The following is a 16,004-nucleotide window of genomic DNA, read 5'->3' as shown; positions in this document are numbered from 1 at the left end:
TTTCGTGGACTATATAAAATTGTAGGTTCTATCAATTATATTAATTCTAGTTAAGTATTAGCAATTTTTTGACAGATACATTCTTTGTTCGCCTCACTGATATATAACCTGCCGCCAATACAAGTATTGGTGTTATAACTAAGCATAAGATTGTTGTTTTTATATTAAATATAAATTGACCTTCAATAATATAATTTGCAATTACATAACTGATAATCACATTTAATAAATAAGCTGTAGACCCAGCAATGACTCCAATTAATATAAATTCAGAGCGGAAGACTTTATGAATTAATTTTGTATTGGCGCCTAATGCCTTAAATATAGCTGCGCTATATATTCTATATTTTCTCAGAATCATTTCTATAGAGATGAATACTAGAATACTAGATAATATTGCAAAATATAAAACTGCCTCTACAGCGTAACTTATTTTTTCAGCAATACCTCGCACTCGTGTCAATAAAAATTCCACATCAAAGAATGTAGCACTAGGAAATTTTTTAACAAAGTCGGCAAGATTAGAACGTTGCTCATTACCTATGTGAAAACTAGTTATATAGGTAGTTGCATAGTCATCAAGCACACCATCTGAAAATATCATATAGAAATTTGGTGAAAATGATTCCCACTCTACTGTTCTAATACTGGTAACAACAGCTGAGAATACTTCAGATTCAACAGTGAAGCTAAGTTTGTCGCCCAACTTAATATCGAGATTATCTGCGATTCCCTCTTCAACAGATACACCACTTTTATATTCTCCAGAATTAGCTGAATGCCAAATACCCTGTAAAATTTCATTCTCTTTTGGAAGCTCATTAGCCCAGGTAAGTGCCAGGTCTCTGTCTAAAGCCTCATCACCTCGACTATCATCTTTACTAACATATTGGCGTATCTCATTATCATTAATAGCGCTTAAACGACCTCTTACTATGGGATATAGATCACTGCTATCGATATCAAGCCTAGTTAATTCACTTAAGAATTTTTTTCTGTCATGATCAAATAGATTAATAGCAAATATATTTGGGGCATTATCTGGGATTTTTGATTGCCAAGAACTCACCAAGTCATCTCTGATTGTTGAAATAATGGCTAGAGAAAAAATTGTCAATGCAATTGCTATCACCTGAATGACAACCATATATTTATTTGCTTTTAAACTCCGTGCAGTCAAATTCATTGAAATAAATTTCTTTTGAACGAGCACTCCATACCAACTAATAAAATACCTGGTTACGATGTACGCTATCAAAACAAATACCAATAATACTGCAAGTATATAAATACTAATTAGTGCATCTCTTGTTCCAAGATAGATTAAACAAGACAAGCCCAAAAGCATAGATGCCAATGTAATTCCTATCGGTTGTCTTTGGACTTCCATTCGATTTAATAATAATTTTGGTGCTGTTTTTAATAAGTTATATATAAATGGACAAGCAAAACTAACGACTACGATTAATGCTGTCAGCGCACTCAATATAAATGGCTTTATCGAAGGGCCAGGCAAGGTTTCTGGTACTAAATTGCCTAGAGCTCTAAGAATAATAAGATGAGCTCCTCCACCAACAACAAACCCAATAATGATAGCCAATAAAAAGAATACAATAATAGGAAAAGTAACTGCACCAACCATATGCTTTCCCTGCATACCCAAACACCGTAACAATGCATATTGATAAGTCATTTCATTTGCGTATTGAAAGCTTACCAATGCTGCTGCAATAGCGCCTAATAAGATTGCAATTAATGCAGTAATGTTTAAAAAACGATAAGCTCTTTCTAGAGTATTGGTTAAAGTTTGATTTGCTTGATCAACAGAGACAAATTGTTGGTTGAGTTGCAACGTTTCCGATAGCTTACTTTTTAAATCAAATAACTTATCTTGATTACCAGCAAACAAATATCGATATTTTACTCTACTACCAGGTTTCACAACTTTAGTTGCGTCTACGTCACTCCAATTCATCATAATACGAGGTGTAAAACTATAAAAACTATTTCCTCGGTCTGGCTCATATACTAAAACACGAGTAATTTTTAAAGATGCTTCACCAATATTTATGAACTGACTTAACTGTAAATTCAATTCATTTAGTATGCGGTCCTCCACCCAAACTTGACCAACCATTGGAATATCTTGAGTTCCAGAAGGCACTCCAAACTGCTTATATGCTGTTTGTAACTCCCCTAGTAATGGATATCCATTTGTGACAGCTTTGACGCTGGATAATAGAAATCCTTCTCCATCTTCAGGATTCGCCATAGTCTGGAATGTTAAAGTTCTAGCATGTCTTAATTCAAATTGATCAATAATATTTTCTTGTTGTGAATTTATTTCAGTTGATGATTGCAGCACTATGTCTGCAGCAAGAACTTCTTTAGATTGTGCATCAAATAATTGCTCTAGACGATCACCTAGCAATGTAATACTGAATGTCACTGCACAGGCAAGCGCTACAGCAACACAGAATAGTCGCATTGCCCCCTGCCTAAGCAACCTGGTTAGAAATTTATAATAAAATTTAAACATATTATTTTTTTGATATTCGGCCATTCTCTAAGCAATAGACGCTATTGCATTTAATTGTCAGAGAAGAATCATGTGTCACTAGCACTAATGCAGTTCCTTTTTCTTGGTTTAGCTCAAACAGCAAGTCAATTATTCTGCTGCCTGTATTTGCATCTAAGTTACCTGTAGGCTCATCTGCAAGTAATATAGGTGGAGTAGTTGCGAATGCTCTTGCAATTGCAACACGTTGTTGTTCTCCCCCTGATAATGTCGTTGGAAAATGATTAGCCCGATGATTCATTCCTACTCTATCTAGCAGAGATAATGCAATCGCCTTGGCATCTTTATTGTTATTTATTTCTAGCGGTAGCATGATATTTTCCAATGCAGTAAAACCTGGAAGCAGGTGAAAAGCCTGAAATACAAACCCAATATATTGATTACGTAATTCAGCCCGCTGATCCTCTGTTAATTTTTCCAATGAATGATTGAACAAATTCACACTGCCTGTTGTCGGAGTATCAAGACCTGCTAACATGCTTAATAATGTCGTTTTACCCGAACCAGATTGGCCAATGACAGCAACCGATTCTGATTCACTTACATGGAAATCAATCTTCTCAAGAATAGAAATAGAACTCTCTTGAGTAGGTACAACTTTACTCACTTGAGAACAGCTCAATATAGGTGACCTAGAAATAATGTATCTCCGATTATTTATAATTTATATAGTGATGCTCAATGTCTCTCACGCCGACAATATTAGCAAGAGCTCATCCCTAGAAAATACCATCATTATTCTAGGTGATAGTTTAAGTGCAGCCTATGGCATAGAGATAGAGCAAGGATGGGTAAATTTATTACGCACCAGATTAAATAATGATAATTCAATGTGGAATGTCATAAATGCCTCTATCAGCGGTGACACTACTTCAGGAGGATTGGCAAGACTGGAAAGATTAATCAGGCAACATCAACCTGTACTGTGCATTATTGCGCTGGGAGCCAACGACGGCCTTCGTGGCCAATCACTTACATTAATGAAAAATAATTTGGACAAAATGGTAACCAAATGCAGCACAACTGGGACATCTTTATTACTAGGAATTAAATTGCCTCCAAATTATGGAGAAAAATACACACAAGCATTCCATCAGGTATTCTCTGATGTGGCAGAAAATAGCAACATTCTTTATGTGCCCTTCATGCTGGAGGGGATAGCACTACAAGAAAAGTATTTTCAAGCCGATGGGCTACATCCAACTGCAGAGGCACAACCTAAAATTCTTGAAAATATTTGGGATAAATTGCAAACAGTCTTGACTATGTTAAAAGCAAATTAGCATTATATTTAACACCAACTCGCTTCATTTGTTGATTTTGCAAGCAACTCTTCAATATTTGCCTTTAGCACCTTATACCCAATATTCCCAAATAGATTCTGCCGACCATCATTAAGCACAAAAGATGGACTCCCTTTAATTCCATAGTCATTCGCTTTTTGATAATCATTCATCAATGCTGCAAGTGCTTTGCCATTATTTAATACAGGATCAATTTGGTTAACATCAAATTTTTGTTTTTCAAGTAAAGTAAAAAGCGATTGCAAATTACTTATGTCTATTGCATTTATAAAGAAAGATTCCCGTAATACTTTTGCAAACTTAACGGCTGATTGATATCCATAAGTTAACTCTACTGCTTTAATAATCATATGCGCAGTAGCAGATGTTGTTGGACATACTTTACTCCAAACATCTGCATTTACTGGAGCTGTTTCATAAGGAGCTGCTGCCTGCATAACATGCGCACCAAATCCTTTGTGCAACCCTTTTTCAGCCCATTGATCTTGTATGCGAGAATCAGTATCACCAAAAAGATCAATATACCGATGACTGATTTTAATTTTACTACCGAAATGTATATTTAATTCTTCTAGTCTTCTTTCTGCAATCCAAGCCCACACACATAAAATGTCTGTAAAATAATTAATTATTAAAGGATTATTGTTCATCTATAAAAAATTAGTTCAATGATTAGAATTTTATAACAGATGTTTCATTACTGCATACATAAAAAAGCCCCAATTTGTGTTTGGGGCTTAAGATAATCTCTCTTTCTATAAGAAATTTATTTTTGCACTATATTTGCTTGAGCAACAACTGGCATTTTATAAAATGATTCAAATGCCTTTGTGTATTCAGTTGAATTCATCATGCTAATTATTGACTCATAGTTAGTTGTGTCCATCATTGTTGTTATCCACTGAGTGTAGTAAGCAGGATTCATGAATGACATAAATGGTGTATATGTCTGAGGATTCATCGATGCTGCCATCCAGTTCATGTACATTTGTGGATTCATGAATGGCATCATTGCTTGCGAATACTTGTTATAGTCAGTCATACTTGCCATCACACTTGCCCATTGCTCTGGATGTGCCATACATTCTGCGATCGCTTTAGCAGTTGCAGGATTATTCATTTCTGTAATGAAGCTCATGAATTTTGCTGGGTCTGCCATAGTTTCAGCCATCACTGCTGGGTCATAAAATGCCTTTGGCGCAGAACATTCCGCGATATAATCTTCCAAATCTTCATTACTCTCAGCAAAGAGTGGCGTGATGCTGAATATTCCTAATATTAAAAGTGTTAATAATGTGTAAATTGATAATTTCATTGTAAGTTTCCTAAATAATTAAATTGTTAATTTGATGCGAAATATATTTCACAATCTTCAGGCCAATCATTACCGGGAACCAATCGGTAGTTGGCAATTGGCTGAGTATGAAATGGCGCGGGAAGCGTGTTTTGATCAATAAGTGCTTGAGATTCAATATTTACTAGTTCATAGCCTTTAGTGGCCATTGCACAATACTCACTGATGGGACGCTCATCTACAGAATGATCCTTGATGTAAGCACCTGATGTTGTGGCTAAAAGTGCTGTAACCGAGATGCTTGATATGAATAAATTCATTGTTTCCCCAATGTATATAGATGATTGTAAACGTTACAACCAATTTGCAATCGTTATGCCACATAATTACTATCTATTTATCAATGAGTTACATACTACTGTCTATGCAAAGGCTTTGTAGTAGCACTGATTTAGTAAGGATGCACAAGATATGTGCAATATTAGAATATGATTATGTACTAATCAAGTAAATTATTTTTATATCCCTTTATTTGATAAAACAGACTATATAGAACCAATATCAATTGTCTCAAATAAGGCATTTACAAATTAATAAGCACTAAAGCCGATAAGTTTAAAGTGGGAGCATCAAATTTTATTCAAAAAAACAATTTTGGATTAAATATTTATATTACTTATTCTAACGACTCTACTGAATAATATATTAAGAATACATATAGGGGCATAAAATTCTTGCCAATCCTCACTTAACTAATACATTACAAACAGCTAGTTATGTTTACCTTGTTGTTGAGCTGTCTACCTTTTCTCTGGAAGGGATTGTGATAACATCGCGGGTTAAGAAAAAAGGCCGTATTAAAAGAACACTTCAGAAGACAACGCACCATTAGCCAACCTTATTCATAATAGGATTCCAAATAGATTGGCTGCTCTCTGGTTTGTTTATCTTGAGCTTTTTATTAATTATCAGCACTGTAAACATGTATATACATAGGGATATAAGCAAATGACGAATGAATTAATCTCCCCACTTTCTGGTCTTAGGCGTCTTATCGAAACAAAGCAAATGGAAGATTCTGATGTCGACTTTATTAACGATAAGTCATATGTCTGGTCGCCACATAATAAAATTATCAATGTGACACCAGGACCCGCGTTTGGATCTGAATTGGTAACCCAATTCTCTTCAAATCAAACCAGAGGAATGCGTGGTCCAGGCGTTGCCAAATTCTTTGCTTCAGTACGTGAAGAATATGGAAAGATGGTGGGCATGCAAGAAGGCGGTCGATCTATTTTCTTCACTGGCTCTGGTACGTCAGCTACCGAAGCAGCGGCTGGGTCATGTCGTACGCCAGATGAAAAGGATTCAGATACACCTGTCGCGCTGACGATGGAAATTGGCTGGTTCAGTATGGCCATGGGCAATTGCGTAGAAAATATTGGAAGAAAAGCTATTCGCTTACAGTGTGACCTAGGGGATGATTTACCCTATGCAAAAGCCAGAGAAATATTAGAGAAAGACGCAGACCATAATATCAAGATGGTGATGGCACCTCAAAATGAGACAGCCGCTGGCGTCACAATTCATCCTAAGAAACTTCGCGATATGTTGGATGAACTTAACCACCCTGCACTTCTTGTTATTGATGGAATCTCTTCTATTGGCAGCATGCCAGTTTCTATGAAGGACATGGGTATCGATATGCTCGTGGGTTGCAGCCAAAAAGGCATTATGGGTACTCCCGGTATCGGCATGATTACCTTAAGCCCTAAAGCTGTGGCTAAGATTCAAGAGTCTGAGAAACAATTGCAAGAAGCAGGACAAGCAAAATCACAGCACTACTTGAACCTTGGCAAGATCATTGAAGCGATGGACACCCATGGTCTTCACATTGAAACACCAAGTAACTATGCACAATTCGCAGTGGCTTTAGATAGCATAGCCATTGAAGGCATTGATCGCGTATGTGAACGTCATAAAGAATGTTCTGAGATCTACCGTGCTGCAGTACTTTCAGCTGGCTTTGACTTAGTAACAAAAGATAAGAGCTTAGCCTCAAATGCTGTCACTGCTATTAAAGCACCAGAAGGATATGGTGAGCAGAAAATCATGGAAGTACTAAGCATTATGTACTTTAAACATGCGGTAGAAGCAGCTGCAATACCTGGTTATCCAGATATGGGTTGGCGCCTATGCGCAACAGGAGGCATTCAACCTCAACATGCATTAATGGCTTCCATTGCATTTTTACATGCAGTTGAAGAAGCAGGCGTTCCAGCCGATTGCGCAAAAGGCATTGCTGCAGCATCTAAGAAATATGCAGAAGTTGTTCAGTACCATCGTCCACTTCCTGGAATTGACGTATACGGAAGATAAGTTAGTTAAATTTCTAATAAAGTTAAAGAAGGGACACTTTGTTTCAAGCAAAGTGTTCCTTCTTTATTAATACGCAATCAACTATATCTCCTGCCTTAATTCTCATCAGTAGAAAGTGATCCAATCTCCTAAGATCTTTGAAACATAAGCTTAACTTCGTTAATAATTCAATTATCGCTACACTAATTCTGGTATTCACACCATAAATTCTTCTATTCATTTGACATTCTCTTCATATTTATATTTAGTACACACTCGACAATAAATTAAATTTCAGGAGGTGACGAATGGCCGGTAAATTTGAAATATTTAAAGATAAGAAAGGAAATTTTCGATTTCGCTTAAAAGCCAGCAATGGCGGTATCATCCTTGCTAGTCAAGGATATAAGAGTCGAGCGGGATGTAATAATGGTATTGCATCAGTACAAAAAAATGCTAAAACACTAAAACAATTTGAATCTAAGACTTCCCGCAATGGAAAACACATGTTTTGTCTCAAAGCACTTAATGGTCAAGTGGTTGGCACATCTGAGATGTACAATACAACACGAGCTAGAGACAATGGTATAAAAAGCGTTAAAACGAATGCGCCAAAAGCAAAAATTGACAGTCTTACATAAAAAAAGATGGAGATGCATTCAGGGCATTACATAAAACTAATGCCCCATTCCATTAATATTAGCAAACACTTAAATATTTTATGGCCTAAACATCAAAATATTTGAATGCTAGCTAATTATCAGCACCATCTTATCTAGATTAGCAATATGAGACTCTTCATTTAATAAAATTATTTTTCACTCATAATTACTGCCAGTAATCCACTGTTGTTGTTTAATATTCCAACGTGCTCGTTCAATTAAATATGGCGATGGATTTGAAGGCTTATATTTAAGAGGACTTGGCAAACTAGAAGCAAGTAATGCAGATTGTATACGTGTGAGTTGTGATGCTGAATGATTAAAATGATATTGACTCGCTGACTCCAAACCAAAAATACCTTCACCCCACTCAGCTATATTTAAATATACTTCCAATATTCGCTGTTTATTCCACATTAGCTCAATAAGAACAGTAAACCAAACCTCAAGACCCTTTCTAATCCAGCTTCTGCCTGTCCATAAATAAACATTTCGAGCGACTTGCTGACTAATAGTACTTGCGCCACGCAGCCGCTGGCCACTACCCAGCGACTTTAATGAATCGGCAATTGAATCAAAGTCAAAGCCATGATGTACAACAAAGAGCTGATCTTCAGAAGCCATAACTGCTGATGCTGCATGCTTAGGAATTTCACCCCAGCTAAGCCATTGTTGTTGTAATGCAAAGTCTTCATTGGATGCATGCAACCAACGATCCATCATCACCATCGTAATTGGAGGATTGATCCAGCGAAATGGTAAAACAACTATAATACTGACTACAATAAATACTAAGGCAAGTTTCAGTACAAATTTTAATAGCCATTGAAATAATCTATTCACGAGACAATCGTAACATAGAGAGAACTAAACTATAAAACAAGGAGATATTAAATGGCAGGCAGTATGAAATTTTCTAAATGATTACTGGTGAATACAATTTCAATACGAAGAAATAAAGGGTTGGTCACCCTTTATTTCTCAACTAAAAGTAATCTATTGCTTTTTCTTTGAATCGATTTCTTCAACATCTACAAACTGAAAACCACAATGGCCTTTATGAGTAAACGGGTTCACATGACACTGCAATTCTATTAGTCCATCTTCAACGAGCGCATCATCAGACTGAAAGTACCAACGCAAAGCGCCTAATGTATGTGCAGCCAATCCATTTTCTTCAGCAAATTTCTTAACAAAATAATCAGCACAATGCTCCATACCTTCAACTGACTTATCAAGAAAATGTGTATCTTTGGCCTTGTTCTCAAGCTTACTACATAGATCTTCAATCGTTACATTATGCATGGCGAGTTCCTCCTAATTATTTACGTAAATCGCCTTCATTAGAATACGACAGAAACAACCGGTTAATTCACCGCTTCATTAGCATTTGACGCCTAGATGTTCATGAATTCAACTTAAATATTGTTATTTGATTTATTTGCGTTTTTTATGAAGAGAAATAATGAGTGAAATTATCAGAGATTTTTCATAATGATTTTCATCAATTTCATTTATAGAAGAAACTTCATATAATATCTTGATATTATTAAATATTTACTGAACATGATGCTCTAAATTAAAGCTTGAGAACTATTAGAAATTATTTATTGGACATAAATATCAATAATAGTCTTTTCATAAACTTCAGCTGACTGAGCTAACGTTTCAGAAAGTGTTGGATGAGGATGAATTAATTCACCTAATTCATTTGCGGTACATTGTTTTTTGATTGCGAGTGCTGCTTCTGAAATTAAATCTCCTGCATTGGTACCAACTATTCCAGCACCTATTATTATTTTTGTCGCCGGATCATATAAAGTTTTTGTAATACCCTCACTTCTTTCTATACTTAATGAGCGGCCACTAGCAGCCCAGGGGAAAACTCCAACTTCGTATTTGATGTTTGATTTTTTTGCTTGTTTTTCAGTCATCCCAACCCAGGCAATCTCTGGGTCCGTATATGCGACAGATGGAATTAAGGTTGCATCAAAGCTCGAATTCATCCCGGCAATAACTTCTGCCGCTACTCGACCTTCATGTGCCGCTTTATGAGCCAACATTGGTTGACCAACGACATCACCAATAGCAAAAATATTATCAACATTAGTCCTCATTTGTTTATCAGTTGAAATAAATCCTCGCTCGTCTACATTAACACCTGCATTTTCAACATCAATGAGATTCCCATTTGATTTCCTACCAACAGAAATCAGTACTTTATCAAATAAGTCTTTTTTAAGTCCATCTGCACCTTCAAATTTCACATACATACCTGTGATAGTAGACTCAATACTAATTACTTTGTTGTTTAAATAGATATTCTCATATAATTTTTCTATTCTCTTATGAAGAGGTTTAACTAAATCTTCATCAGCACCTGGTATCAAGGAATCAGCAAATTCTACGATTGTTACCTTAGAGCCTAACTCATGATAAACCGTGGCCATTTCTAATCCGATTATACCTCCACCAACAATTAATAATCGCTCAGGAACATCTTTGACTTCCAATGCATCAGTTGAAGTTTGCATTCTAGGATCATCATTTGGGAAATCTGGTATTTCTATTGGTTCAGATCCTACAGCAATTACTGCTTTCTCAAATTCAATAAATGCTGATCTACCACCGGGAAATATAACTTTTAACTTATTTGATGAAACAAATAATCCTTCACCATTCACTATTTGGACGTCACGCTTATTTGCTAAATTAGCTAAACCTTTAGTTAGCTTAGTAACAACTTTATTTTTCCATCCACGTAATTTATCAGTATCAATATCTAATAAAGAAAAGTTAATACCAAGATTATTCATTTCTTTTGTTTCACTAACGACTTTTGCAGCATGCAATAATGCTTTAGAAGGTATACAACCAACATTAAGGCATACACCACCCAATGTATTATACCTTTCGACTAAAATAACTTTTTTGCCCAAATCTGCTGCTCTAAATGCAGCTGAGTATCCTCCTGGACCAGAACCCAATACTAAAACTTCTACAGATACATCTTCTTCAAGCTCATTTAAATGATTATTATCTAACGATTCACCTTCGTTAGATTGATCTCCCGCTAGATCAACATTCATTAACAATTGGTCTTCATTAACTTCTTCACCAACTGAAACTAATATTTCTTTAACAATACCATTACCTGGAGATTCAAGCTCTATAGCAACTTTACTAGTTTCGAAAATTACTAATATATCTCCATTTTTTATGGTGTCGCCAACAGAAACTAAAATTTCTTGTACTTTTGCGCCTTCAGCTTCACCTAAGTCAGGTACATTTATATTTTTTAACATATGCTATTTTAGAATTGAGGGACGCATGAATAAGGAATTAAGATTCATGTGCTAGCTTCCATACTGAGTACGACTGGTTACCAAATATTCAACTATAGATGGATTCACTAAAGTAGAGGTATCTCCAACATCATCAAATTCATTATTAGAGATTTTACGCAAAATCCTTCGCATTACTTTGCCACTGCGTGTTTTTGGTAATTCTGGTGTCCAATGAAGTACATCTGGTTTAGCTATTCCACTAATTTCACTCTTAACCAAACCTAGCAATTCATTTATCATTTCTTCGTCAGGTTGATAATTATTAATTAATGCAACGTATGCATAAATTCCTTGACCTTTCACAGGGTGCGGATATCCAACTACGGCTGCTTCAGCTACAGCCTCATGCTTAATCAGTGCTGCCTCAATTTCCGTTGCACCTAACAAATGACCAGCAACATTTAATGTATCATCTGCTCTTCCAGTAATTCTTAATGTCTTTTGCTGATTATACTGCGCTCTATCCCCCGGTATATAATACCCACCATTTTTACTATCGATAAAATACGTTTCTCGAAAACGTTTTTCGTCATTGTAAATAGTGAGCATCTGCCCAGGCCATGGTTCTTTTATAACTAAATTTCCTGATTCATCTGATGTTAGCTTATGATTATCATCAACCAAGTCTGGAACAATTCCAAACATTGGCTTTACGTCGTCACCACATTCATGTGTTATTGAATGTGGTAATTGTGAAAGCATGATGCCTCCAGTTTCAGTTTGCCACCACGTATCAATAATTGGACACTTTTGTTTTCCTACTTTATCAAAGTACCAATGCCATGTTTCAGGGTCTATAGGCTCACCAACAGATCCAAGCAACCTTAAACTTTCACGTGTTGAATCAGTTAAGTGACTGTCACCCATTCCTACAAGTGTTCTTAAAATAGTAGGAGCTGTATACAATGTACTTACCTTATATTTATCAATCATATCCCAATAGCGGCTTGCAGTAGGATAAGTTGGGACGCCCTCATAAAGTAAAATTGTCGCACCCATAGATAATGGACCATACAATACATAAGAATGTCCTGTTATCCATGCTAAGTCTGCAGTACACCAAAATATCTCGTTTTCTTTATAATCAAACACATATTTGAATGTAATATTACAATGTAATAAATAACCAGCAGATGAATGAAGTATACCTTTTGGCTTACCAGTAGAACCCGATGTGTAAAGAATAAATAAAGGATCATTTGACTCCATTTGTGTAGGATTACACACATCAGACTCATTCTTCTTGACCTCGTGATACCACACATCTCTTTCAGTAATCATGTTCACATTTGTTTCGGTGTGCTTTATAACGATTACACTTTCCACTAACGGGCAATTTAATAAAGCATCATCGATAATGCTTTTAATTGGGACATTTTTTCCTCCACGTTTGCCTTCATTAGCTGTAACAACAACTTTACATTGAGTATCAACAATTCTGTCTTTTAATGCATTAGATGAAAACCCGCCAAATATTACAGAATGAATAGCTCCTACCCTTGCACAAGCAAGCATAGCAACAGCAGTTTCTATAATATTTGGCATATATATACAGACTCTATCTCCTTTACATACCCCATAAGATTTAAGTACATTAGAAAATATGCAAACTTCTTTATGCAGTTCTGCATAAGATATCTTTCTACAATCATTAGGATTATCACCCTCCCAAATAATTGCTGTTTTATCGCCTCTTTTAGATAAATGGCGATCTAAACAATTGGACGATACATTTAACTTGCCGCCACTAAACCATTTTGCATGTGTTTTATCATTATTGTTGCTTCTCACTTCATTCCAAGGATGCATCCAATCAATAAGATAGCTTGCTTGTTCAGACCAAAATCCAACAGGATCTTGAACAGACCAATCATATAAAGATTGATATTTTTCATTTACAGGGTACTTATTCATAGAAATTAATTAACTAATAAAATTTGTCTTTATTTATAAATTATTCTTGTGTCGATAAAAATATGTATAATTTTTATTTTCTTGTAAATATATTTAGAATCTTTTTCATTAGAGATACTTTTTCATCTACTTGAGGCTTAGCACTAATGCTTTTTCCATTAATTTTAGTTTCACCATCAACTTCGACAACTCTAGTTAACATATCCATTACGGGGCATTGTTCTTCTACATCATGTATTAATTTATCTAATATTGATTGATCAGCACTACTAGATAGATTAGTCTCATATTTAATTGATGAAAAACCTGGAAATATCGACTCTTCCTTATTAAGGCCAAGCAAGCCACGCACATTAAGGTTGGCGGTTAATGTTACTTCACATTCTTCTATCGGTATGTCTCGCACAGAAGCTAAAGCTGAGTACATAATTTGCTGACATGATCCCAATGCAACAAGAACTAATTCAACAGGGCTCGCACTTAAATCAGAACCGCCGAAAGATGATGGTTCATCAACTAGCAACTTATGCGCTCGACGAATTTGATTTTTGCATAATGTGCCACCTTCCCATTGCGTATTGACATAATATTTAAACTTACCAAACTCAGGATCACTCTGTGTTTTTTCTATCATATTATTGATAGAAACTTTTACAGACTCTAAACTTTTTATATTTTCGTCACTCATTTTGCGTACTACTTAATTTATGAATTTAAATATTTCTATTTATTAAAATACACTTAATCTCTTTTATGATTAAGTGTATTGCCAAGTAAAATTAATTTATGGAACTAGGATAATAGAAGCAATAAATAAGCCAAAGTCTTAAGCTTATGAATTGTCGATATTTATATTTTCATTAATAATCAATTCAATTTGAATTGTTTCTAAATGACTTAAATTTAAAAATTGATATAAATTCATGTTTCTTTTTTACTCAAAAAAACACTAATCTGGGCATATTTCATATGTGTCGTGTGTACGAAATAAGTATTTACCATTAGATTTGTCATCATAAAACCAATCTAGAACTTGGTTCATTAATTTATAAGAAAGCGTATCCCAAGGAATATCACACTCAGCAAAGAATTTAGCATCCATACACTCTTCTCCCGCTTCGGTATAATCTGAGTTAACAGAACCACGAAATACAAAATATACTTGATTAATTTTTGGACAATTTACTAAAGTATACAAATGCAACTTATTGACTATCACACCTGTTTCTTCTTGTGTTTCACGAATAGCCGCTTCCTCTACAGTTTCATTTTTTTCCATATAACCGCCAGGAAGAGTCCAAAAGCCCAGTCTAGGTTTTATTGCACGTTTGCATAATAAAACTTTACCTCTGTAATCTATCAAACTAAGAACAATTATTTTAGGGTTTTCATAATATACGGCATTACAATTTACACACATATGTGTTGAAACATCATCTTTCAGATGATTAGATTTTTCAATTTTTGCACCGCAACGGCTACAGTAATTTATTTCATTCTGTATGTCATCCATAGGGAACTTCAGGAAATTCAATCATCATCGATAGATTCAATTACAACTCATGATCTTATAACTTAATATCTACAATAAATATTTAATCATCATATAAATTCGTGTATGTATCCATGCCTACACCACCATGATTTTTTGGAAATGCAGCGGTAATATTAACTACGTATTTTTCTGGCATGTCATTCCAAATTTCTTCTGCTTCATCCATATTAATAACACTAATATTTTCAGCGCTGTCATCTTGTAAAAAATAATTAGAATTCAATGCTCTGAATAAAAATTTTTCATTGCTTAGGTCATAGGCAAGTAACGTTGAAGTATCTGTACGATAAGTTTCTTCATCTACAACTTGTTGCAATATTTTGTAATTTACATTTTTATTAGTCATTAATTTCTCCTAGTTGCATAATATTATAAATCTATACTAATTATGCATCTGTTAATGATTGCCTTTTTATCGTTGGTCCTAAAGCACCTATAATACTTAACTTGTCATCAGGTAGTATTTTCTGGAAATTTACAACTGATTCGCCCAGTTGTTGCAATTTCATCATTATCTCATCACTACTAATATTTCCTTGGGAATAATGATTATTATTAGCGTACACCACACCAGGCAATACAATTGCTAAAAAGAACCCAAGTAATGGTTTCAACTCATGCTCTAGTGCTAAATAATGATGATCGCTACCACCAGTTGCGATCAAACCTACTGGTTTACCAATCATTGACTCATTTGGAATTAAATCAAATAGATTTTTAAGAATTCCTGTATATGTGCCTCGATACATCGGTGTTCCAATAATATATGCGTCAGCATTAATTATCTTATCAATTAAAACTCTTGCATCGCCCTCGTATTGTGATGGATCTCGGGCATCGCAAAATTGCACATTAAACTGGCTCACATTTAATGTTTCTATATCTATGCTGGAATCATAATTATGCGCATAATTTAAAGCAGTATTTACTGCGATTAAAGTTTTAGAGCTTTGCGTTGGTCCACCTGATATTCCAAGTAGCTTCATTTATTT

The 16,004-nt window shown here is 35.0% G+C and carries 16 protein-coding genes; 3 read left to right on the top strand and 13 right to left on the bottom strand.

The genetic code is table 11. The features are described 5' to 3' along the window. Nucleotides 1-46: 46 nt before the first annotated feature. Entirely contained in the window at nucleotides 47-2,488 is a 2,442-nt protein-coding gene (locus tag R8G33_03180; protein ID MDW3094656.1) for an FtsX-like permease family protein, read from the bottom strand. Between the two features lie 52 nt (nucleotides 2,489-2,540). Further along, nucleotides 2,541-3,185, bottom strand: coding sequence for an ABC transporter ATP-binding protein (locus R8G33_03175; GenBank protein ID MDW3094655.1), 645 nt, complete (start codon nucleotides 3,183-3,185; stop codon nucleotides 2,541-2,543). 67 nt (nucleotides 3,186-3,252) lie between these two features. Between R8G33_03175 and R8G33_03170 the strand changes: the two genes are divergently transcribed. Continuing rightward, a complete protein-coding gene (locus tag R8G33_03170) occupies nucleotides 3,253-3,861 on the top strand; it encodes an arylesterase (GenBank protein MDW3094654.1) in 609 nt (202 codons plus the stop codon). Nucleotides 3,862-3,869: 8 nt separating this feature from the next. Here the strand turns inward: R8G33_03170 and R8G33_03165 are convergent, their stop codons facing one another. The 3 genes from R8G33_03165 to R8G33_03155 form a co-directional block, all read right to left on the bottom strand. Next, a complete protein-coding gene (locus R8G33_03165; protein MDW3094653.1) occupies nucleotides 3,870-4,532 on the bottom strand; it encodes a DsbA family protein in 663 nt (220 codons plus the stop codon). Between the two features lie 116 nt (nucleotides 4,533-4,648). Then, the gene (locus tag R8G33_03160; GenBank protein MDW3094652.1) at nucleotides 4,649-5,197 is read right to left on the bottom strand and encodes a hypothetical protein; all 549 of its coding nucleotides are present in this window, start codon (nucleotides 5,195-5,197) and stop codon (nucleotides 4,649-4,651) included. A 26-nt stretch (nucleotides 5,198-5,223) separates the two neighbouring features. Then, on the bottom strand, nucleotides 5,224-5,496 hold the full coding sequence (locus tag R8G33_03155) for a hypothetical protein (GenBank protein ID MDW3094651.1): 273 nt from the start codon (nucleotides 5,494-5,496) through the stop codon (nucleotides 5,224-5,226). A 688-nt stretch (nucleotides 5,497-6,184) separates the two neighbouring features. Here R8G33_03155 and R8G33_03150 point away from each other — a divergent pair. Together R8G33_03150 and R8G33_03145 are read left to right on the top strand one after the other, a co-directional pair. After that, entirely contained in the window at nucleotides 6,185-7,555 is a 1,371-nt protein-coding gene (locus tag R8G33_03150) for an aminotransferase class V-fold PLP-dependent enzyme (GenBank protein MDW3094650.1), read from the top strand. 287 nt (nucleotides 7,556-7,842) lie between these two features. Then, nucleotides 7,843-8,175 carry a YegP family protein gene (locus R8G33_03145; GenBank protein ID MDW3094649.1) on the top strand — a complete coding sequence of 111 codons (333 nt, stop codon included), beginning with the start codon at nucleotides 7,843-7,845 and terminating at the stop codon, nucleotides 8,173-8,175. A gap of 177 nt (nucleotides 8,176-8,352) precedes the next feature. Here R8G33_03145 and mtgA read toward each other — a convergent pair whose 3' ends face one another. From mtgA to R8G33_03105, 8 genes are all read right to left on the bottom strand, one after another. Further along, a complete protein-coding gene (gene mtgA / locus R8G33_03140) occupies nucleotides 8,353-9,039 on the bottom strand; it encodes a monofunctional biosynthetic peptidoglycan transglycosylase (GenBank protein ID MDW3094648.1) in 687 nt (228 codons plus the stop codon). A gap of 153 nt (nucleotides 9,040-9,192) precedes the next feature. After that, entirely contained in the window at nucleotides 9,193-9,501 is a 309-nt protein-coding gene (locus R8G33_03135) for a hypothetical protein (GenBank protein MDW3094647.1), read from the bottom strand. A 302-nt stretch (nucleotides 9,502-9,803) separates the two neighbouring features. Next, nucleotides 9,804-11,501 carry a dihydrolipoyl dehydrogenase gene (gene lpdA / locus R8G33_03130; protein ID MDW3094646.1) on the bottom strand — a complete coding sequence of 566 codons (1,698 nt, stop codon included), beginning with the start codon at nucleotides 11,499-11,501 and terminating at the stop codon, nucleotides 9,804-9,806. A 51-nt stretch (nucleotides 11,502-11,552) separates the two neighbouring features. Continuing rightward, a complete protein-coding gene (acs, locus tag R8G33_03125; GenBank protein MDW3094645.1) occupies nucleotides 11,553-13,457 on the bottom strand; it encodes an acetate--CoA ligase in 1,905 nt (634 codons plus the stop codon). 73 nt (nucleotides 13,458-13,530) lie between these two features. Continuing rightward, nucleotides 13,531-14,145, bottom strand: coding sequence for an OsmC family protein (locus tag R8G33_03120; GenBank protein ID MDW3094644.1), 615 nt, complete (start codon nucleotides 14,143-14,145; stop codon nucleotides 13,531-13,533). Nucleotides 14,146-14,406: 261 nt separating this feature from the next. Beyond that, entirely contained in the window at nucleotides 14,407-14,970 is a 564-nt protein-coding gene (locus R8G33_03115; GenBank protein MDW3094643.1) for an NUDIX domain-containing protein, read from the bottom strand. An 82-nt stretch (nucleotides 14,971-15,052) separates the two neighbouring features. Further along, nucleotides 15,053-15,358, bottom strand: a complete 306-nt coding sequence (locus R8G33_03110; GenBank protein ID MDW3094642.1) for a hypothetical protein — start codon at nucleotides 15,356-15,358, stop codon at nucleotides 15,053-15,055. Between the two features lie 40 nt (nucleotides 15,359-15,398). Then, a complete protein-coding gene (locus tag R8G33_03105) occupies nucleotides 15,399-15,998 on the bottom strand; it encodes an NADPH-dependent FMN reductase (protein ID MDW3094641.1) in 600 nt (199 codons plus the stop codon). Nucleotides 15,999-16,004: the final 6 nt, after the last annotated feature.

The organism is Gammaproteobacteria bacterium (assembly GCA_033344735.1).
Taxonomy (GTDB): domain Bacteria; phylum Pseudomonadota; class Gammaproteobacteria; order UBA4575; family UBA4575; genus UBA1858.
The sequence above is the reverse complement of the archived record's forward strand: the minus strand, read 5'-3'. Positions and strand labels throughout refer to the sequence as shown.

What these genes read in the sequence shown, in the direction of transcription:
- R8G33_03135 (MDW3094647.1), bottom strand. Translation starts at nt 9,501, where the DNA reads ATGCATAATGTAACGATTGAAGATCTATGTAGTAAGCTTGAGAACAAG.
- R8G33_03105 (MDW3094641.1), bottom strand. Translation starts at nt 15,998, where the DNA reads ATGAAGCTACTTGGAATATCAGGTGGACCAACGCAAAGCTCTAAAACT.
- R8G33_03150 (MDW3094650.1), top strand. Translation starts at nt 6,185, where the DNA reads ATGACGAATGAATTAATCTCCCCACTTTCTGGTCTTAGGCGTCTTATC.
- R8G33_03120 (MDW3094644.1), bottom strand. Translation starts at nt 14,145, where the DNA reads ATGAGTGACGAAAATATAAAAAGTTTAGAGTCTGTAAAAGTTTCTATC.
- R8G33_03165 (MDW3094653.1), bottom strand. Translation starts at nt 4,532, where the DNA reads ATGAACAATAATCCTTTAATAATTAATTATTTTACAGACATTTTATGT.
- acs (MDW3094645.1), bottom strand. Translation starts at nt 13,457, where the DNA reads ATGAATAAGTACCCTGTAAATGAAAAATATCAATCTTTATATGATTGG.
- R8G33_03110 (MDW3094642.1), bottom strand. Translation starts at nt 15,358, where the DNA reads ATGACTAATAAAAATGTAAATTACAAAATATTGCAACAAGTTGTAGAT.
- R8G33_03170 (MDW3094654.1), top strand. Translation starts at nt 3,253, where the DNA reads ATGCTCAATGTCTCTCACGCCGACAATATTAGCAAGAGCTCATCCCTA.
- R8G33_03180 (MDW3094656.1), bottom strand. Translation starts at nt 2,488, where the DNA reads ATGCGACTATTCTGTGTTGCTGTAGCGCTTGCCTGTGCAGTGACATTC.
- R8G33_03160 (MDW3094652.1), bottom strand. Translation starts at nt 5,197, where the DNA reads ATGAAATTATCAATTTACACATTATTAACACTTTTAATATTAGGAATA.
- lpdA (MDW3094646.1), bottom strand. Translation starts at nt 11,501, where the DNA reads ATGTTAAAAAATATAAATGTACCTGACTTAGGTGAAGCTGAAGGCGCA.
- R8G33_03145 (MDW3094649.1), top strand. Translation starts at nt 7,843, where the DNA reads ATGGCCGGTAAATTTGAAATATTTAAAGATAAGAAAGGAAATTTTCGA.
- R8G33_03115 (MDW3094643.1), bottom strand. Translation starts at nt 14,970, where the DNA reads ATGGATGACATACAGAATGAAATAAATTACTGTAGCCGTTGCGGTGCA.
- R8G33_03155 (MDW3094651.1), bottom strand. Translation starts at nt 5,496, where the DNA reads ATGAATTTATTCATATCAAGCATCTCGGTTACAGCACTTTTAGCCACA.